Below are 20006 nucleotides of genomic sequence, written 5' to 3' on the forward strand. Positions count from 1 at the left end.
GTCCGGTTCCTCCCCTCAGGCTGTCTGGCGCAGCTTGCAGCGCGCCGTCGACAGAATTTCCACACACAACCGGCCGTAGCTCATGCCGGCGGCCTTGGCGCCCATGGGCACGAGCGAATGGCTCGTCATGCCCGGCGAGGTGTTCATTTCCAGCAGCCAGGGCTGGTTCTGCTCATCGAGCATCACGTCGGCCCGGCCCCAGCCTTCACAACCCAGGACCCGATAGGCCTGCACGACGATCTCCTGAATCCGGCGCGTCAATTCGTCCGGCAGCGATGCCGGGCACAGGTAGCGGGTGTCGTTGGACACGTATTTATGTTCGTAGTCGTAATTGCCCTGGGGAGCGATGATCTCGATCACCGGCAAGGCCCGGGCCTGCAAGCCCGAGCCCAGGACCGGAACGGTCAGTTCGCGCCCCCGGATGAACTGCTCGGCCAGGGCCAGGTCGTCGAAACGGCAGGCCAGCGCCTGCGCGTCATGCAGTTGATCCGCCGATTCGACCCGGGTCAGGCCCAGCGTCGAGCCCTCATGCGGCGGCTTGACGATCAGCGGCAGACCCAGGGTCTGGGCCAGGTCCGACGGGTCGGCATCGCATGCCAGTTCGGCAAAGCGCGGCGTGGGCAGCCCGTGCTGCAGCCACAGGCGCTTGGTGGCGATCTTGTCCATGGCCAGGCAAGAGGCCAGCGGGCCGCTGCCCGTATAGGGAATCCGCAGCAACTCCAGCGCGCCCTGCAGCGTGCCGTCCTCGCCGTAGCGCCCGTGCAGGGCGATGAAGACGCGGTCGAAGCCCGCCGAGGCCAGTTCCGCCAGACTGCGTTCCCCAGTGTCGAACAGATGGGCGTCGACGCCCTCCTCGCGCAGCGCGGCGCAAACCCCGGTGCCCGACATCAACGACACTTCACGCTCGGCGGAACTGCCGCCGTACAGCACGCCCACGCGGCCGAATGCCTGGCTCATAGCGGACTCCCCAGTTGCGCGGGGACACGACTGATGGAACCGGCCCCCATGATGATCACGACGTCTCCGTCGCGAGCGAAATCCCCGATCGCGGTCGCCATATCGGTCACGTCCTCGACGAACACCGGCTCGACCTTGCCGGCCACCCGCAGGCCGCGCGCCAGCGCGCGCCCGTCAGCGGCAAGCAAGGGTGCCTCGCCGGCCGGATAGACCTCGGTCAGCAGCACCGCATCGGCCGAACTCAACACACGCACGAAATCCTCGAAACAGTCCCGCGTGCGCGTGTAGCGGTGCGGCTGGAAGGCCAGCACGATGCGGCGGTCCGGCCAGGCGCCGCGCGCGGCCGCCAGGGTGGCCGCCATCTCGACCGGATGGTGGCCGTAGTCGTCGACCACGGCATACGAGCCGCCGCCGTTCTTCGCCGACACCGGAAAGCGGCCAATCTGGGTAAAGCGCCGGCCCACGCCGCGAAACTGCGCCAGCGACTCGGCGATGACCTCGTCGGGCACGCCCAGTTCGGTAGCGACGGCGATGGTGGCCAGCGCATTGAGCACGTTGTGCCGGCCCGGCAGATTCAGGCGCACGGACAGGGGCGCCAGATCCCCCTGGGCGCCCTGGCGCTCGACCTCGAAGCACATGACGGTGCCTTCGGCGCGCAGGTCGCGCGCGCGCACCTGGGCCGGCGTATCGATGCCGTACGTCGTCACGGGCCGCGACACGAAGGGAATGATCTCGCGCACATTGGCGTCGTCCACGCACAGCACCGCGCTGCCGTAGAACGGCAGGCGCTGGGTGAACTCGACGAAGGCGCTCTTGAGACGCGCCACGTCGTGCCCGTAGGTGTCCATGTGGTCGAGGTCGATGTTGGTGATGATGGCCATCACCGGCAGCAGATTCAGGAACGAGGCGTCGGACTCGTCGGCCTCGACCACGATGTAGTCGCCCTGGCCCAGCCGCGCATTGGCGTCGGCCGCATTCAGTCGTCCGCCGATGACGAAGGTGGGGTCCAGCCCGCCGGCCGCCAGCACACTGGCCACCAGACTGGTGGTGGTGGTCTTGCCGTGCGTGCCGGCGATGGCGATGCCGCGCTTCAGGCGCATCAGTTCGGCCAGCATCAGGGCGCGGGGCACCACCGGGATGCGCGCGGCGCGGGCCGCCAGGACCTCGGGATTGTCGGCATGGATGGCGGTGGACGTGACCAGGGCGCCAGCGCCACGGATGTGCTCTGCGGCGTGGCCGATCAGGATGCGGGCACCCAGCGACGCCAGGCGCCGCGTCACGGCGGTTTCCTGGACGTCGGAGCCGCTGATGGAATAACCCAGGTTCAGCAGCACTTCGGCGATCCCGCTCATGCCCGAGCCGCCGATGCCGACGAAGTGAATATTACGAATGCGGTGCTTCATGCCGATTCCTCCAGACTATGGACGCAGGCATCGGCAATCTGCTGCGCGGCGTTCAGACTTGCGTGTTCGCGGGCATGGGCGGCCACGGCGGCCAGTTCGGGCCGTTGACGGGCGGCCAGCCAGGCCGACAGGCCGGCTGCGTCCAGATCGGCCTGGCGCATCATCCAGCCGCCCCCGCACTCCGACAGATAACGGGCATTGGCCGTCTGGTGATCATCGATGGCGTGCGGCAGCGGGATGAACAGGGCCGCCACGCCGACGGCCGCGACCTCGGCCACGGTCATCGCACCCGCCCGGCAGACGATCAGGTCGGCCCAGCCCAGGGCTTCGGCCATGTCGTCGATAAAGGCCGCGACCTCGCCCTCCACACCCAGGCGTTCGTAATGCTGGCGCACGCTCTCGGCGTGGCGCTCGCCCGCCTGATGGCGCACCTGGGGCCGCGCATCCGCCGGCAGCAGCGCCAGGGCCTCGGGCACCAGTTCGTTCAGGCGCGCCGCACCCAGGCTGCCGCCCACGACCAGCAGGCGCAGCGGCCCTTGGCGCCCGGCGTAGCGCTCGCTCGCAGGTGCAGTCGCCGCCAACGCGGCACGCACCGGATTGCCCACCATCAGGGCATTGGGCAGCGCCCCGGGAAAGCCGCACAGCACCCGGCGGGCAAAGCGGGCCAGGACGCGGTTGGCAGTGCCTGCAATGGCATTCTGTTCGTGTACGACCAGCGGGATGCCGGACAGGCGTGCCATCAGGCCGCCCGGGAAAGCTGCATAGCCGCCCATGCCCAGCACCACGTCGGGGCGCTGGGCGCGCAGCAGTTTGCGCGCACGCAGGCAAGCGGCGCCCAGGGTGAACGGCAGCTTCAGCAAGGCTGCGGCACCCTTGCCGCGCACACCGCCGAAACGCAGCGGCAGCAGCTCGATGCCGCGCGCCGGCACCAGCCTGCCTTCCATGCGGTCGGGATCGCCCAGCCACAGCACCCGCCAGCCGGCGGCGCGCAGGACTTCGGCCACGGCCAGCCCCGGCATGATGTGCCCGCCCGTGCCGCCCGCCATGATGAGGATCGTGCGCGCACTCATCGCCGTTTCCCCCGCATCATGCAGCGGGTCTCGTAATCGACTCGCAGCAGCAGCGCCATGGCTGCCAGGTTCATGACGATGCCCGAACCACCATAGCTGACCAGCGGCAGGGTCAAGCCTTTGGTGGGCAGCAGGCCCAGGCAGACGCCGACGTTGATGAAAGCCTGCACGCCCATCCACAGGGCCACGCCCTGGGCGACCAGGCCGTCGAAGACCCGCTCCAGCACCATGGCCTGGCGAGCGATGTCGAAGCCGCGTATCACGATGTAGACGAACACGGCGATCAGGGACAGCACCCCGACCAGGCCCAGTTCTTCGCCAATGACGGCGACGATGAAGTCGGTATGCGCCTCCGGCAGATAATGCAGTTTCTCGATGCTGGAGCCCAGGCCGACGCCGAACCATTCGCCCCGCCCCAGGGCGATCAGCGAATGAGACAGCTGGTAGGCGCTGCCGTAGGCGTTGTCCGGATTCCAGGGATCCAGGTAGACGAACAGGCGCTCACGCCGCCAGGGCGACAGCCAGATCAGCATCAGGAAACTGGACATCACCCCGCCCAGCAGCAGGGTGAACAGCTTGAGATTGATCCCGCCGATGAACAGAATGCCCACTGCGATGGCGCCGATGACGATGAAAGCGCCCAGATCGGGTTCCAGCAACAGCAGGACCCCGACCAGCATGAGCGCCAGCGCCATGGGCGTAAAACCGCGCACGAAACCGCGCACAAAACCTTGCAAGTGAGTCTGCTTGCGCACCACGTAATCGGCTGCGTACAGCAGAATGGCGGCCTTCATCAGCTCGGAAGGCTGAAAATTCACCGGCCCCAGCGGCAACCAGCGCCGGGCGCCGTTGACCTCGCGGCCGATTCCGGGCACCAGCACCACCACCAGCAGGACCAGCGACAGGGCAAACAGCGGCAGGGCGGCCTTCTGCCAGATGCGCATCGGGATGCTGGCGGTAAACAGCGCGGCCAGCAGACCGATGACGATGAAGGCGGCATGGCGGCCGACGAAATAGAAGCGGCCGTAGCTTTCGTAGCGCGGCCCGTCGGCCAGAGCGATCGAGGCCGAATACACCATGAGCAGGCCGAACAGGACCAGGGTGCTGACCGCCACGATCAGTCCCACGTCCACGCTGGGCATGGCCGTGCGGCCCGACCGCGCCGTCGTGTTCACACCGCCGCTCAGGGAACCCAGCATGCTCATCACACGATCTCCCCTCGTTCAGCTGCCAGCTCACGCACCGCCTCGACGAAGCAGGCACTGCGGTGGGCGTAGTTGCGGAACATGTCCATGCTGGCGCAGGCCGGCGACAGCAGCACGGCATCACCCGGCCGCGCCAGCTCCAGGCCCCGGACCACGGCGTCTTCCAGCGTCACGCAGGACCGCAGCGGCACCCCGCAATCCGCCAGCGCCTGGCCGATCAGCGGGCCGTCCTGGCCGATCAGCAGCACGGCCCGCGCATGGGCGCGCACGGCCGGCGCCAAGGGCGCAAAATCCTGTCCCTTGCCCAGGCCGCCGGCGATCAGCACCACCGGCCGGCCCAGCCCTTTCAGGGCGGCCAGCGTGGCGCCCACATTGGTGCCCTTGCTGTCGTCGATGAAATCCACCCCGGCAATCGCACGCACGAATTCCGTACGATGCGCCTCGCCCCGGTAGTCACGCAGGGCGTGCAGCATCGGTGCCCAATCCAGGCCGATGGCGCGGCCCAGGGCCAGCGCCGCCAGCGCGTTGAGCGCGTTGTGGGTGCCCTGAATCCGCAGCGCCTCGGCCGGCATCAGCGCCTGCGCGGGCACGGCGGGGCGCCGGGCGGGGGTTTCTTCGCGCGCCGCACGGCGCCGACGCGCCGGCGTCTGGGCGGTCGGATCGGCCTCGACTTCGGGCGCGGCCGCCAGCCAGGCCAGGCCCTGCTGCGTCAACAGGCCGAAATCCCCCGCCAAGGCAGGCGCATCGGCGCCGAAACTGCGCACCCGTTCGTCAGCCAGGTCGCGGACCATGTCCCGCACCAGCAGATCATCACGGTTGACGACGGCGATCCGCGCCATCTCCAGCAGCCGCGCTTTGGCCGCCGCGTAGGCCCGCATCGAACCGTGCCAGTCCAGGTGATCCTGCGTGACGTTGAGTACGGTCGCTGCATCCGGCGCCAGAGAGGTCGTGGCTTCCAACTGGAAGCTGGACAGTTCCAGCACCCAGACTTCCGGCAGCTCGCCCTGCTCCAAAGCATCTTTCAGGCTGGCGAGGGCGGCGGGGCCGATATTGCCGGCCGCACGCACACGGCGGCCGCAGGCTTCGACCAGATGACGCGTCAACGAGGTGACCGTGGTCTTGCCGTTGGTGCCCGTCACCGCCAGCAGCGCGGGCGCGTAGCCCTGCGCGCGCAGATCAGTCAGGGCGCGGGCGAACAGTTCGATCTCGCCCAGGATTTCGATACCCCGTTCACGCGCGGCCGCCAGCAAGCCGGCCACCGGCGCCTCGTGGGGATTCAGCCCCGGGCTGAGCACCAGCGTATGAACGCCGTCGAGCGCCTCGACCGCCAGAGCCCCGGCGCCCAGACGCAGATCGACCTCGACACCCTCCGCCTTCAGGGCGTCCAGCCCGCCCGGCTGCGTGCGCGTGTCCAGCACCCGCAGGCGGGCGCCTTGCGCAGCGCACCAGCGCGCCGCCGCCACACCGGTTTCCCCCAATCCCAGGATCAGGGTCAGGCCGTCGCGGCGAATGGAGGGGAAGTCGTAGATGATCGTCATCGCAGCTTCAGGCTCGCCAGGCCGATCATGACCAGCATCATGGTGATGATCCAGAAACGGACCACCACCTGGGTTTCTTTCCAGCCGCTCACCTCGAAATGATGGTGCAGCGGGGCCATGCGGAAGATCCGGCGGCCTTCCCCATAGCGCTTCTTGGTGTATTTGAACCAGGTGACCTGCAGCATCACCGACAGGGTCTCGACCACGAACACCCCGCCCATGATGAACAGGACGATCTCCTGGCGCACGATGACGGCGATGGTGCCCAGCGCGCCGCCCAGCGCCAGGGCGCCCACGTCCCCCATGAAGACCTGGGCGGGATAGGTGTTGAACCACAGGAAGGCCAGACCCGCGCCGGCAATGGCCGCGCAGATCACCATCAGTTCGGAGGCGCCCGGAATATAGGGGAACAGCAGGTACTTGGAATAGTCCACCCGTCCGACCACGTAGGCGAAGATGCCCAGGGCCGAACCGATCATCACGGTGGGCATGATGGCCAGGCCGTCCAGGCCGTCGGTCAGGTTGACGGCATTGCTGGTGCCCACGATCACCAGCCAGGTCAAGGCGCCAAAGCCGAACACGCCCAGCGGATAGCTGACGGTCTTGAAGAAAGGCACGATCAGGTCGGCACGGGCCGGCAGCGGCATGGTGAAGCCGCTCAGGACCCATTCGCGGAACAAGGGCCAGAGTTCCGTATTGGCAGGCACCGACACGGCAAAGCTGAGATAGACGGCCGCCACGGCACCGATCAGCGCCTGCCAGAAGAACTTCTGCCGCGCCGGCATGCCCTCGGGGTCGTGGTGCACGACCTTGCGGTAGTCGTCGGCCCAGCCGATCCAGCCAAAGCCGAAGGTCACCAGCAGCACCACCCAGACGAAGCGGTTGGTCCAGTCAGCCCACAGCAGAGTGCTGATGCCGATGCCGATCAGGATCAGCGCACCGCCCATGGTGGGCGTGCCATTTTTCTGCAGGTGCGTCTGCGGGCCGTAGCTGCGCACCGCCTGGCCGATCTTCAGCGCCGTCAGGCGGCGGATCAACCAGGGGCCGGCCAGCAGGCCGATGGCCAGTGCCGTAGCGCAAGCCAGCAGCGCGCGGAAGGTGATGTATTCCACCACGCCGAAGGCGCGGAAATGGGCGTCGGACAGCCAGCGCGCCAATTCAAGCAGCATGATCGCCCCCCCCCACGGATGCGTCCGTATCGAGTGCCTGCACCACACGCTCCATGCGCATGCTGCGCGAACCCTTGACCAGGATGTGACCCGGGCGCGCCGCCAGCAGGTGCGGCAGCAGCTCGTCAAAGGCGTCGAAAGCCTGGGCCTGCGGGCCAAAAGCCTGCGCGGCCCCGCGGGCCGCCGGCCCCAGCGTCAGGAGCGCATCCACGCCGCACTGCCGGGCGTAGGCGCCGACCTCGGCATGCATGGCCGGCCCCTGGTCGCCCACTTCGGCCATGTCGCCCAGCACCAGGATGCGCCGGCCGTCCAGACCAGCCAGCACGTCGATGGCGGCGCGCACGGAATCCGGATTGGCGTTGTAGCTGTCGTCGATCAACTGAAAGCCATCGGCCATCGGCCGAGGCTGCATCCGCCCGCCCACCGGCGCGAAGACCGCCAGACCGGCGGCAATGGCGGCTGCAGGCGCACCGGCCGCCCAGGCGCAGGCTGCCGCTGCCAGGGCATTGCGCAGATTGTGGCGTCCCGGGGCGTGCAGGATGACCGGGACCGTTTCCGCGCCCAGATGCAGGCGGAACTCCGTCTGCGCCGTCCCGGCCCGGATCTGCGAGGCATGCGCGTCGGCCGTGTCGGCAAAGCCGAAGCGCCGCGTCCGTCGGTTGCCGGCCAGTTCCTGCCACAGCCCGGTGTAGTCCTCGTCGGCCGGGAACACCGCCACGCCATCGGCGGGCAGGGCCTGCAGCACGGCGCCGTTCTCGCGCGCCACGGCTTCGACCGTGTTCATGAATTCCTGGTGCTCGCGCTGCGCATTGTTGACCAGCGCCACGGTGGACTGGGCGATGGCTGCCAGCACGGGGATTTCTCCCGGATGGTTCATGCCCAGTTCCAGCACGGCGGCGCGATGCGCCGGACGCAGACGCAGCACCGTCAACGGCAGGCCGATGTCATTGTTCAGATTGCCGCGCGTCGCCAGACGGCCTTCCTCGCCGCACCAGGCCGCCAGGATGGCACTGATCATTTCCTTGGTCGTGGTCTTGCCGTTGCTGCCGGTGACCGCGATGACCGGCATGTGGAACTGACGCCGCCAGGCCGTGGCTGCGCGCCGCAGGGCCAGGCGGGTGTCGCCCAGCACGATCTGTGGCAGACCGGCGTCCGGCACACGGCGGGCGACGATGGCCGCGCGCGCACCGGCCCGGGCTGCCGTGTCCAGATAATCATGACCGTCGTAGCGTTCGCCTTCCAGTGCCAGAAACAGGGCACCGGCCGGCAGCGCACGGGTGTCGGTGGACAGTTCTGCGCCCTGTTGCCAGGTCAGCGCAAAGCGCGCCCATTCGCGGTCGTCGAAGGGGCTGCGCACATGGTGGACTTCCTGGTAGGTCTCGTGACCCTTGCCGGCCAGCAGCACCACGTCCCGATCACCCGCCCCCCAGATGCCTTCCAGAATGGCGTCGGCCCGATCCGTTCGCACGTCCGGACGGTTCGGCATGCCCGCCACGATCTGTTCGATGATGGCCTCGGGCGATTCGGTGCGCGGATTGTCGGTGGTGACCACGATCTGGTCGGCCAGCCGGGCCGCCACGGCGCCCATCAGGGGGCGTTTTCCGGCATCCCGGTCGCCGCCGCAGCCGAACACGCAGCGCAGGCGGCCGCCGCGATTCCGGGCCAGCGGCCGCAAGGCCGTCAACACCCGTTCCAGCGCGTCCGGCGTATGCGCATAATCCACCACCACCAGCGGCTGGGGCCGCGCCGAACTGGCGCCGCCCAGTGCCGTGACCACTTGCAGACGACCCGGCACGGGATGCAGCACGGCCAGGGCGCGCGCAATGCGGCTCAATCCCCAGCCCAGTTCGCGCAGCACTCCGGCCACCAGCAGCAGATTGGAAATATTGTGCTCCCCGACCAGATGGGTCAGGATCTGGGCGCTGCCGTCGGGCACCACCAGATTGAAGACCAACCCATTGGCACCGTGCTGGATGTCCTCGGCCCGGAAGGCCGCCGCAACGTCGCGCTGCAGGCCGTAGCCCACCCGGTGGCCGGACGGCGCCGCGCCTGCCAGCAGTTCCCGCCCCGCCGCGTCGTCGGCGTTGATGACGGCGCCACGCAGGCCCGGACGCGCGAACAGAGCGAACTTTGCCTGTTTGTAGCGCGCTTCCGTGCCGTGATAATCCAGGTGGTCGCGGGTCAGGTTGGTGAAGCCCGCAACCTGGATGCTGACCCCGTCCAGGCGACCCTGCTCGATCCCGATGGAAGATGCCTCGATGGCGGCAGCCACGCCGCCCGCGCGCACGATGGCGGCCAGGCTGCGATGCAGCGTCAGCACATCCGGTGTGGTCAGCGCGCCGCCCAGGTTGCTGCCGTCAGCCAGCGTCACACCCAACGTCCCGACCGTGCCGCAGGGCATGTCCTCGGCATTCAGCGCCGCCGCGATCCACTGCGTGGTGGACGTCTTGCCGTTGGTGCCTGTCACGGCGATCACGGTCAAGGCGTCGGAGGGCCGGCCGTACCACAGGTGGGCGACCTCGCCCAGCAAAGCGGCCAGACCCTCGACCTCCAGGACCGGCACGGCGGCGGGCGAAGGATGATCGCCGCCCGCCTGTCGGACGATGGCGGCCGCGCCGGCGGCCACGGCGGCTTCCATGAAGGCACGGCCGTCCGAAGCAATCCCGGGACAGGCGAAAAACACATCGCCCGGCCGCACCTGACGCGAATCCAGGCAGAGGTCTGCTTTGCGATCGACCCGCTCGTCCAGCCAGGCCATAATGTCTAATAGGATCATTGAGTGCGTCCCCCCTGCTCTGCTGCGGCCACGAGGGCATCCACGGGCGCGTCCGGCCGCACGCCGAGCCGGCGCAGGGTGCTTGAAACGATGTCGGAAAAAACGGGCGCGGCCACGCGGCCGCCATAATACCCCCCGGCGCCGGGCTCATCGATGGAGACGGCCACGACGATGCGCGGGTCGGACACCGGAGCCAGACCCACGAAGGACCCACGATATTTGGTCTTGCTGTATTGGCCGTTGACGATCTTGCGCGCCGTACCGCTCTTGCCGGCGATCCGGTAGCCCTGGACCTGGGCGAGCTTGGCGCCATCGGGACCGGCGGCGGCCTCCAGCATGCCTCGCATCAGCAAGGCGATCTGGGGCGAGTAGACCTGCACGCTGGTGGGCTGGCCTTCGCGGCGCAGCAGGGACAGCGACACCATGTCGCCGTTACGGGCGAAGACGGTGTAGGCGTGTGCGACCTGCAGCAGGGACACGGACAGCCCGTAGCCGTAGGCCATGGTGGCGCGCTCGATCGGCCGCCAGCGCTGCCAGGGCCGCAGACGCCCCGAAGCCATGCCGGGGAAATGCGTCTGAGGCGCGCGCCCGAAGCCCAATGCCGAGAATTTCTCCCACATCGACTGGGACGTCAGTTTCTCGGAAATCATCGTCATGCCGATATTGCTGGAACGCCGGATGACGCCGCCCACATCCAGCACGCCATTGCGGCTGACGTCGGAAATCACGGCACCCTGATAGCTGTAGCGGCCGTTGCCCGTGTCGAACTGCGTGCGGGTCGTGATCTTGCCCTCGTCCAGAGCCAGCGCGGCCGTGAACGGCTTCATGATGGAGCCGGGCTCGAATGTGTCGGTGACGACGCGGTTACGCAGCGCATCGCCCGTGCGTTGGGTGTTGTCGTTGGGATCGTAGGACGGCAGATTGACCATCGCCAGGATCTCGCCCGAACGGGCGTCCAGCACAATGGCCGCCGCCGCCCGCGCCTGATGTTCCTTCATGGCGGCCTTGAGGGCCGTGTACGTGTCGAACTGGATGCCGGCATCGATGGACAGTTGCAGGTTCTGGCCATCGACCGGCGGCACTACAGCCTGGACGTCCTCGACCACGCGGCCCAGCCGGTCCCGGATCACACGCCGGGAGCCCGGCTGGCCCGAGAGGCGGTCGTTGAACGCCAGCTCGATGCCCTCGATGCCGCGATCCTCGATATTGGTGAAGCCGACGATGTGCGCCATGACCTCGCCTTCGGGATAGACGCGGCGCGTCTCGGCCAATTGCTGGACCCCGGGGATCTTCAGTTGCTGGATGGCCTTTGCCGTGTCGGCGGCCACCTGCCGCTGCAGGTAGACGAAAGTCTTGTCCTCGTCCTGGGTGCGCCGGCGCAGTTCGGCCGGCTTGATGTCCAGCAGGCGCGCCAGTTCGGCGACCTGGGCATCGGTGGCCTTGTGAAAATCCTCGGGGATCGCCCAGATGGCCCTGGCCGGCACGCTGGAAGCCAGCACCACCGAGCCACTGCGATCCAGGACTTTGCCGCGCGAGGCCTGCAGGACCAGGGTGCGCTCGTAGCGGCGCTCGCCCTGGCGTTGCAGGAATTCGTTGGACAGGATCTGCAGGTTCAGCGCCTTGGCCGCCAGCGCGGCAAAGCCCAGCATGAGCACGATCACCACCAGCCGCGCGCGCCAGAAGGCCGGGCGGCTGGCCAGCACGGGGCTTTCGTGGAAACCGAAGCGCTTCATTTCGGCGCTCCCTGCGCGGCGGGAGCCGGCTGCTGCAGATAAATCGTGCGATCCGGCGTCACCGACACCAGATGCAGGTCCGCACGCGCCAGCGAGTCGATGCGGGCGTTACGGGCCAGTTCCGCCCGCTCGAGCTGCAAGCGGCGCCATTCTTCATCCAGTTCGTGGGCGTGGGCCCTGAGCCGCTCGGACGCCACGAACAGCTCGCGCGTCTGGAAACGCACCGTGACCAGCGAAATCGCCGAGGCCATCAGCAGCAGCGCCAGAAACAGGTTCACGCGTATCATCGCCCCGCCCTCCCCGCCCGGCGCGGCGCGGCCTTGCGGCCCGGCAGGCGGACGAAGCCCATGGCCTCGCTCAGCGACAAGGGCACATCGGTGCGTTCAGCCACTCGCAGCACGGCAGAGCGCGAGCGGACATTGTCGGCCACCTCGGCCTCGTCCGCCTGAACACGGCCCAGCAGAGTGACGTAGGGCTGCGGCATGTCCCGCTCGGGAATCGGCAACCGCGCCTGTTCCCGCCCCGGGTGGGCGGCAGCGGCAAGACACTGCTTGACCATGCGATCTTCCAGCGAATGGAAGCTGATCACGGCCAGGCGGCCTCGCGCGCGCAAACGGGTCAGCGCTGCCGGGAGGGCGTGCGCGAGCTGCGCGAGCTCTTCATTGATGTGAATCCGTATAGCTTGAAAGGTGCGGGTTGCCGGGTGTTGACCCTTTTCGCGCGTACGGACGGTACCGGCGACGAGCTGGGCAAGTTCGCCCGTGGTGCACAGCGGCCCGGATTGGCGGCGCGCAACAATCGCCTTTGCAATCTGAAAAGCAAACCGTTCTTCGCCATAATCTGCGATGACCTCCTTGATCTGTTCCTGGTCGGCCTCGGCCAGCCATTGAGCCGCCGTCTGTCCACGGCTGGTGTCCATGCGCATGTCCAGCGGGCCATCCCGCATGAACGAGAATCCACGTTCCGCCTCGTCGATCTGGGGTGAAGACACGCCCAGGTCCAGCAGCACGCCGTCCACCTGATCGATGCCCAGGCGGTCGAGTTGTGCATCCAGCGTCGCGAAACCATCGTGGGCGATCTCGACCCGGGCGTCAGCGGCGCGCAGCGCCTGCGCCTCGGCAATCGCCATCGGGTCCTTGTCGAACACCAGCAGCCGCGCCTGCGGGGCCAGCCGGCTCAGCAGCAGGCGACTATGTCCGCCGCGCCCGAATGTCCCATCCACGTACACCCCGTCCAGCGGCGGGGCTTCCGCCGCCGGCACCGCCGACCGACGACCGAACGCGGGACTCAACAACGCGTCGATAGCCGGTTCCAGCAGAACGGTGCGATGGGAATACGCCATGTACGGGCTCAGAAAGAGATCTGTTCAAGGATGGCCGGATCGAGGTTGCCCACGTCCGTCATGCAACGCGCCTCCCATTGGGCGCGATCCCACAATTCAAAATTCGACCCCAGTCCCAGCAGCATGACGTCCTTGCCCAGGCCGGCCGCTGCGCGCAATTCGGGAGCCACCAGAATGCGGCCCGCCCCGTCCATGTCCACATCCTGGGCGTTGCCCAGCAACAGGCGCTGCAAGGGCCGCGCCGCAGCCGTCAGCGACGCAATCTGCTTGCGCTTTTCTTCCCAGATGGAACGGGGATACAGCATCAGGCAACCGTCAGGATGCCGCGTCAGAGTCAGACGCCCCTGTTCGTCGGCCAGCAGGACGTCACGATGCCGAGCCGGAATGGACATCCGGCCCTTGGCATCCAGCGTGAGCGCGCTGCTTCCTTGAAACACGAGGGTTTTTCTCCCACTTCATGACACAAAAATCTACTTTGCCCCACTCTACGGGATGGATCGGTGCCGGTCAAGGCAAAAATTGAAATTTCTTCAATGACAACAAGCACTTACAACTATTTTTAATAATTAATTGATAAATAAAGACCTGAAAAATCAATGCATTGCAAACTAAACTGAAAGTCCTTTGTCAGGTCAGGGCCTTTGCGGATGCCGCCCTGCACTGCTCAACCTGCACCAATTCCCGATTGACACGCCCGGGTCCAGCCGATGTAATGAAATTCCACCACTCCGGGCTGCAGCGTTGGTACTCCCGGGTGGCAGACTCGAAAGCATCCGAGCCTTTTTGTCGCCGGGCCGTCCCAAGACAAAATGCGCCCCCTCGGGGGGCAGCAAGCCCGCAGGGCGCGCGTGGGGGCATTTTTTGCGTTTGTCTGCCGTCTCGTCAGTCACCAGAAAGGAGATCTCTACATGTCGGATCAGAACCATCCCCCCCAATCACGCCGCCATTTCCTCCAATCCGTCGGGGCCACGGGCGGCGTCCTGATGCTCGGTGGCGTCCTGCCGCTGCATCGCGCGTTGGCTGCAAGCGCCCCGCCCGCCATCAACCTGGGACAGGTCTTGCCCATGACGGGTTCCGCAGCCGAATTCGGTCCCTATTACCGCGATGCCGTGCGGCTTGCCGTCGACCAGATCAACACCGCTGCCAAGGAAGTCTTCGGCGGCCCCCTCATCGCCCACCACGTCACGGCCGACAGCGCGACCCTGCCGACGGTCGGCGTCCAGGCCGCCCGTCAGATGATCGACACCCAGCACACGCCGGTCATCATCAACGGCTGGTCCAGCGGCGTCACGGTCGCCGTGGCGACCTCGGTCACCATCCCGGCAGGCGTGCTGCAGATCGGCAACGGCACCACCTCGCCGCTGGTCAGCGTGCTGCCCGCCGACGCCAAGGCCGATCTGCTGTTTCGCACCAGTGCATCCGACGCCATGCAAGGCGTGGTGGCCGCTCAATTCGTCAACGGCGAAATCGACCCGAACTACAAGTTCAAGCGCGTCGCCACCATCTACATCAACAACCCCTACGGGCAAGGCCTGTCCAACGCCTTCGCCGCAGCCTTCAAAAAGCGCGGCGGCACCGTCCTGGCCGAAGTCCCGCACCCCGAGGAAGTTCAGCCCACCTACAAGTCCATGCTGTCCCAGGCGCTGAAGGACAAACCCGATCTGCTGCTGATCGTCAGCTACCCGGCGCACACCATCGCCATCTGCAAGGAATCCCGCGACACCTTCAACTTCACGAACTGGCAGTTCACCGATGGCAACGCCAGCATCGACATCATCAAGGAGGTCGGCGGCAAGGACATGGACGGCCGCTACGGCACGGCCCCCGGCGAGGACACCACCACGCAGTCCTACAAAGACTTCGCCAAGACCTACCTGTCCACCTACAAATACGATCACTTCCCGCCCTTCACCACCTGCTCGTACGACGCCGGGATGGTCGCGGGGCTGGCCATGGCGGCCATCGTGGCCGGCGGGGCCACCGACGTGGCAAAGATCACGGGCGTCATGCTGCGCGACGAACTGCGCAAGGTCGCCAACCCGCCGGGCGAAATGATCGACGGCGGCGATCAGGACCGCGTCACCGCCATGCTCAAAGCGCTGAAGGACAAGAAGAAGATCAACTACAACGGGGTCGCCGGCCCGTGCGACTTCGACAAGAACGGCGACGTCATCACTCCCGTCAATATCTGGAAGTACGCCGGGGACCAGATCGAAACGGTCAAGATGGTCGCCGCCAAGGACATTCCTGCCAGTTGATTCTCCGCCGCCGCAACGACAAAGGCCACGTTCACGTGGCCTTTGTCACATCATGCGCCCGAGAGCGGTACGCCCATCGGCGGTGGCGCCGGACGCCAGGCGCCCTCAATCCTCAGGCTCCTGGTCCAGAAAGCGGGAGACCCGCTTCTTCTCGGGCAGGATGCCCTGCGGACGATACAGCACGATCAGCGCCAGCAGCAGCCCCACAAAGGCCCAGCGCAGGAAGGACATCCGCGAGGCCACGTCGGGGGCGATGCCCTGCAGGGCAACCTGCAGGTAATCCGTGACGAAGCCCGTGCCGCTCCAGACGGCCCAGATCACGAAAGCGCCCAGGATAGCGCCCTTGTTGTTGCCACTGCCCCCCAGCATCAGCATGACCCAGACCAGAAAAGTGGCGAACAAAGGCTTGAAGTGACTGTAGTCGATCGTCACCATATACGGCGCATACAGGGCTCCGGCCACGCCGATGACCACGGCACCCAGCACGAAGGACTGCACGCGCAGGGACTTGACGTGCTTGCCGCTCATGGCGGCCGAGTCTTCCTCGTCACGGACGGCGCGCAGCGCGCGCCCCCAGGGCGAGCGCACCATGGCTTCCAGCACGACGTACACCAGGGCCAGCGCGAGCGTGACGATCACCAGGTACAGATAGCTGTAGTCCCTGGGCTGCATGGCGGACAAGGCGGCATGCAGGGCCTCCGGCAGCCAACTGCACCCTGCGCTGTCAAACACACAGGACAGGGGCTGCGGGATGCCCGACATGGGCTGGGGCCCGTTGGCCAGCCAGCGCTCGTTCTGGAAAATGAGCCGGATGATCTCGGCGATCCCCAGCGTGGCGATCGCCAGGAAATCCGCCCGCAGATGCAGGATGGGCTGGGCGATCAGCCAGGCCACGACGCCCGCCATGATGCCGGCGGCCACCACCCCGAGCAGATAGGGCGCGTTCAGGCCGAACCACTGCTGGGCATAGGCCGCCATCAGGCCGGAAGGCGGCGAGGTGACGAACAGGGCCATGGTGAACGCCCCCACGGCAAAGAATCCTGCCACACCGAAGTTCAGGTGGCCGTTGTAGCCCCACTGCGCGTTCAGCCCCAGCGACAGGATCGAGTAGATGATCGCCATGATGCTGAAGGACACCAGGTAATCCATGATGCCGGGCATCAGGCCCGCGACCCCGAAGGCCAGCACGCCCCCCAGGATCAGGGCGGCCGGCAGGCGCGTGCGCCAGCGTCGACGTGAAAACAGCAGGCACCCCAGCAGAAAAGCGGGGACCAGCAGGAAGCAGGCTTTGAGCAGAAGCAAAGCGTCCATGGCATAGCTCCTAACGCTGGGCGAACAGCCCCTGGGGCCGCATCAACAGCACCAGCACCATCAGCACGAAGGCGACTGCCGGTCCATAGGCCGGATTCAGGAAGGCGGACGTCAACTGCATGGCGATCCCGATGATGATGGAGCCGACCAGCGCCCCCCAGGCGCTGCCGATTCCGCCCATGATCACCGCCGCGAACAGAGGCAGCAGCAGGACGAACCCCATGTCCGGGCGCATCTGCGACGCCAGCCCATACATGACGCCACCGATGGCGGCCAACCCCGCGCCGATGGCCCAGGTCCAGGCGACGACCTGCTCGGTGTCGATGCCGCGCACCTGGGCCAGATCGGGATTGTCGGCCGTCGCGCGCATGGCCTTGCCGATGCGCGTGCGAGTCAGCATCCAGTACAGCAGCGCCACCAGGACGAGGGCCAGGGCGAAGACGAAAAGCTGGTCCGCCTGCAGACGCAGGCCGAAGGGCAGGTACAACGCCGGATTGGAACGCCCCGAATAGTAGAAATGGAAGTCCGATCCCCAGATCAGATACACGATGCCCCGCAGCAGGAATTCCATGCCCAGCGAGGCCATGGCCAGCAGCACGAGCGGCGACTGGTACCGGCGCAGCGGCCGGTACAACAGCCGGTCGATCACGATCGCCACGACGGCAGTGACCGCCGCCGCCAGCAGCAGGCCGACGACGAGTTCCCAGCCAAAGGAAAATCGCCAGATGGGATCGGACTGCGGCAGGACGAGCACCATGCCGTAGGTCACGTAGGCCCCCAGGGTCAGGAATTCTCCGTGGGCGAAATTCGGAAATTTCAGAACGCCGTAGCACAGGGTCAGGCCGATGCCGCCCAGCGCAATGATGCCGCCCAGCATCACCCCCCAGGCGGTCAGGGACAGCATATCCTCGGCGCTGGTGCCCGAGAGCCAGCCGGCGACCCACATGCCGACCAGCACCAGCAGCAGCACCCCGCCGACGAAGCGGCTGCTGCGCGCGCCGCCGGCATCGCGGGCATCGACCGCCTCGACGGCCGAAACATCCGGGGATGCGGCGTCCGCCGCAGGCTGCGCCGACTCGTTCATCGCATCATCCTCCGAGATAGAGGCGCCCGACATTCGGGTCATCGAGCAGATCCCGGCCCGTGCCTTCATGCCGGTTTTCGCCATTGGCCAGCACATAGCCGCGATGGGCCATCCCAAGGGATTGCCGGGCGTTCTGCTCGACCATCAGGATGCCCACGCCGCTGTCATTGATCCGGGCGATGCGCTCGAAGATCTCATCCACGAGCTTCGGGGACAAGGCGGCCGTGGGCTCGTCCAGCAGCAGCAACCTGGGATTCATCATCAGGGCGCTGCCCATCGCGACCATCTGCCGCTCGCCGCCGGACATCTTGCCCGCCAACTGGCGGCGACGCTGGCGCAGCTTGGGAAACATCGAATAGACCCGTTCCTTGTTCTCCGACAGATCGACCTTGCCCATCGGGAAAGCGCCCATCTCCAGATTTTCCTCGACCGTCAGCGCGGTGAAGACATTGGCCACCTGCGGCACATAGCACATGCCCAGGCGGACGATGCGGTGCGGCGCCTGATGCGTGATGTCGTGACCGTCGAAGGTGATCGCACCCTGGTGCGGATGCAGCAAGCCGAAGATCGTCTTCATCAGCGTGGACTTGCCCGCCCCATTGGGACCGATGATGGCAACGACCTCGTCGGCCTCGATCCGAAGGGATACGGCGCGCAGGATTTCGGTGTCGCCATAGCCCGCCGTGACGGCGTCAACCTGCAGCAGCGGCATATTGCCCTCCCAGGTAGGCCTCCAGCACTGCCTGGTCGTTGCGCACGGCATCGGGCGCGCCTTCGGCCAGCTTGCGCCCTTCGCTCATGACGATGACCGGGTCGCACAGGCTCATGACCATGTTCATGTCGTGCTCGATCAGCAGGAAAGTGATCCCGCGCTCGCGCGACAGGGCCTGGATGTTCCGCACGATGCTTTGCAGCAGCGTGCGGTTGACCCCGGCTGCCGGCTCGTCCAGCAAAATGATCTGCGGGTCCGCCATCAGCATGCGGCCCATTTCCAGCAGCTTCTTCTGCCCACCCGACAGGTTGGCCGCGTATTCGTGGCGGACGTGAGTGAGCTGCAGGTATTCCAGGACCTCCCGCGCCTTGGCCAGATGGCGGGCTTCCTCGATCCGCACCCGGCCCGGACGCAGCAGCGCGTTCCACCAGTGCTCTCCCGATTGCCCGGGCGGCACCAGCATGAGGTTTTCCAGGACGCTCATGGTGCCGTGTTCGCGGGGAATCTGGAATGTGCGGCACAGCCCGCGGGCAAACACCTGATCCGGACGCAGATGGCCGATGTCCTGCCCGTCCAGCAGAATCCGCCCCGAATCGGGGGGAATGAAGCCGGTCATGAGGTTGAACACCGTGGTCTTGCCGGCGCCGTTGGGGCCGATCAGACCGGTGATGGTGCCGCGTTCCACCTGAAAGGAACAATGATCCACGGCCCTCAGGCCGCCGAAATTTTTCGTCAGATCACGAACTTCGAGCAGCGGATGCCGCTGGCCGACATCCGTTTCCGACAGGGATGCTGTCGAATCTGCCACCGATGCCTCCTGCTGGATTTCCACGACGGGAATCCGGCCGGCGTACCCCCGCGTATCCACGCGGCAAGTCGTCGGTTCGAAATGGTGATTCAGGGTAGCACACGCGCCACGATGACCGAATGCGCAACATCCCTATAAGAAAAAAGCGGAACAGATCTATAGGCCGGATTCTGTACGCCGGGTTGCCCCGGCGGGCGATCATTCCTCTGGGCGGACCATTGCTGGCCCGCTCTAGCCATCTACCCGCATGCTCGGGCGGGCCGCCCTGTCGGCACGAAGCCGGCGCATGCCTATTTGATGTTGCTCCCGATAGAGGTTGCCGCGTTTCACCCTGCCGCGACCCGCCCGGACGAGCCGGACGGACAGTACGGAGATGGCCGTACCGGTGCGCGCCTTGCGGCACGCCCTCGCGGCAGACTCGTCTCTGTGGCCCTGGTCCTCGGCTTTCCCCGAAGGGATTGCCGGACGGCCGTTAGCCGCTATCGCGCCCGATGGAGTCCGGACCTTCCTCGATGCCTGACGGCACCGCGATCGCCCGATCTGCCCCGCGACGGCATTGTACGACAGCCCGGGCACTGCCCCCGGCCCTCCTCCCGCGCCGGGCGCCACTGCGGATTCCGGGCGCTGCGACACACCCCCG

16 protein-coding genes and 1 other RNA gene are annotated in these 20006 nt (G+C 66.9%); 1 reads left to right on the forward strand and 16 read right to left on the reverse strand.

What is annotated here, in order from left to right:
- Positions 1–15: 15 nt before the first annotated feature.
- Genes WA983_RS03580 through mraZ form a run of 11 tightly spaced genes read right to left on the reverse strand, consistent with a single transcriptional unit; the run spans position 16 to position 13630 of the window.
- Positions 16–957, reverse strand: a complete 942-nt coding sequence (locus WA983_RS03580; RefSeq protein ID WP_424249333.1) for a D-alanine--D-alanine ligase — start codon at positions 955–957, stop codon at positions 16–18.
- Entirely contained in the window at positions 954–2360 is a 1407-nt protein-coding gene (gene murC, locus WA983_RS03585; protein ID WP_424249334.1) for a UDP-N-acetylmuramate--L-alanine ligase, read from the reverse strand. The genes WA983_RS03580 and murC overlap by 4 nt, the downstream gene beginning before the upstream one ends.
- Positions 2357–3430 carry an undecaprenyldiphospho-muramoylpentapeptide beta-N-acetylglucosaminyltransferase gene (gene murG, locus WA983_RS03590; RefSeq protein WP_424249336.1) on the reverse strand — a complete coding sequence of 358 codons (1074 nt, stop codon included), beginning with the start codon at positions 3428–3430 and terminating at the stop codon, positions 2357–2359. Before murG ends, murC begins: the two co-directional genes overlap by 4 nt.
- Positions 3427–4635: a putative lipid II flippase FtsW gene (ftsW, locus tag WA983_RS03595; RefSeq protein ID WP_424249338.1), complete on the reverse strand. Its 1209-nt coding sequence runs from the start codon at positions 4633–4635 to the stop codon at positions 3427–3429. The genes murG and ftsW overlap by 4 nt, the downstream gene beginning before the upstream one ends.
- Positions 4635–6173: a UDP-N-acetylmuramoyl-L-alanine--D-glutamate ligase gene (gene murD, locus WA983_RS03600; RefSeq protein ID WP_424311608.1), complete on the reverse strand. Its 1539-nt coding sequence runs from the start codon at positions 6171–6173 to the stop codon at positions 4635–4637. Before murD ends, ftsW begins: the two co-directional genes overlap by 1 nt.
- Positions 6170–7342: a phospho-N-acetylmuramoyl-pentapeptide-transferase gene (gene mraY, locus WA983_RS03605; RefSeq protein WP_424252071.1), complete on the reverse strand. Its 1173-nt coding sequence runs from the start codon at positions 7340–7342 to the stop codon at positions 6170–6172. The genes murD and mraY overlap by 4 nt, the downstream gene beginning before the upstream one ends.
- Entirely contained in the window at positions 7332–10118 is a 2787-nt protein-coding gene (gene murF, locus WA983_RS03610; protein ID WP_424252073.1) for a bifunctional UDP-N-acetylmuramoyl-L-alanyl-D-glutamate--2,6-diaminopimelate ligase MurE/UDP-N-acetylmuramoyl-tripeptide--D-alanyl-D-alanine ligase MurF, read from the reverse strand. Before murF ends, mraY begins: the two co-directional genes overlap by 11 nt.
- Positions 10115–11851, reverse strand: a complete 1737-nt coding sequence (locus tag WA983_RS03615; RefSeq protein WP_424252075.1) for a peptidoglycan D,D-transpeptidase FtsI family protein — start codon at positions 11849–11851, stop codon at positions 10115–10117. The genes murF and WA983_RS03615 overlap by 4 nt, the downstream gene beginning before the upstream one ends.
- Complete coding sequence (gene ftsL, locus WA983_RS03620; protein WP_424252077.1) at positions 11848–12138, reverse strand: cell division protein FtsL; 291 nt, start codon at positions 12136–12138, stop codon at positions 11848–11850. The genes WA983_RS03615 and ftsL overlap by 4 nt, the downstream gene beginning before the upstream one ends.
- Positions 12135–13193, reverse strand: a complete 1059-nt coding sequence (rsmH, locus tag WA983_RS03625; protein WP_424252079.1) for a 16S rRNA (cytosine(1402)-N(4))-methyltransferase RsmH — start codon at positions 13191–13193, stop codon at positions 12135–12137. The genes ftsL and rsmH overlap by 4 nt, the downstream gene beginning before the upstream one ends.
- A gap of 8 nt (positions 13194–13201) precedes the next feature.
- Positions 13202–13630 (reverse strand): division/cell wall cluster transcriptional repressor MraZ, encoded by a 429-nt coding sequence (gene mraZ / locus WA983_RS03630; RefSeq protein ID WP_424252081.1) that lies wholly within the window; start codon positions 13628–13630, stop codon positions 13202–13204.
- Positions 13631–14101: 471 nt separating this feature from the next.
- Here mraZ and WA983_RS03635 point away from each other — a divergent pair, with 471 nt between their 5' ends.
- Positions 14102–15451 carry an ABC transporter substrate-binding protein gene (locus WA983_RS03635; RefSeq protein WP_424311609.1) on the forward strand — a complete coding sequence of 450 codons (1350 nt, stop codon included), beginning with the start codon at positions 14102–14104 and terminating at the stop codon, positions 15449–15451.
- 105 nt (positions 15452–15556) lie between these two features.
- Here the strand turns inward: WA983_RS03635 and WA983_RS03640 are convergent, their stop codons facing one another.
- The 5 genes from WA983_RS03640 to rnpB all read right to left on the reverse strand — a co-directional run bounded on the left by WA983_RS03640 (position 15557) and on the right by rnpB (position 19913).
- On the reverse strand, positions 15557–16762 hold the full coding sequence (locus WA983_RS03640; protein WP_424252085.1) for a branched-chain amino acid ABC transporter permease: 1206 nt from the start codon (positions 16760–16762) through the stop codon (positions 15557–15559).
- Positions 16763–16772: 10 nt separating this feature from the next.
- The gene (locus tag WA983_RS03645) at positions 16773–17846 is read right to left on the reverse strand and encodes a branched-chain amino acid ABC transporter permease (RefSeq protein ID WP_424252087.1); all 1074 of its coding nucleotides are present in this window, start codon (positions 17844–17846) and stop codon (positions 16773–16775) included.
- Between the two features lie 4 nt (positions 17847–17850).
- On the reverse strand, positions 17851–18558 hold the full coding sequence (locus tag WA983_RS03650; protein WP_424252089.1) for an ABC transporter ATP-binding protein: 708 nt from the start codon (positions 18556–18558) through the stop codon (positions 17851–17853).
- Positions 18539–19366 carry an ABC transporter ATP-binding protein gene (locus WA983_RS03655; RefSeq protein ID WP_424311610.1) on the reverse strand — a complete coding sequence of 276 codons (828 nt, stop codon included), beginning with the start codon at positions 19364–19366 and terminating at the stop codon, positions 18539–18541. Before WA983_RS03655 ends, WA983_RS03650 begins: the two co-directional genes overlap by 20 nt.
- A 143-nt stretch (positions 19367–19509) precedes the next feature.
- An RNA gene (rnpB, locus tag WA983_RS03660) (RNase P RNA component class A) lies at positions 19510–19913 on the reverse strand.
- Positions 19914–20006 lie beyond the last annotated feature (93 nt).

The organism is Castellaniella sp., from assembly GCF_049650445.1.
GTDB lineage: Bacteria > Pseudomonadota > Gammaproteobacteria > Burkholderiales > Burkholderiaceae_B > Castellaniella.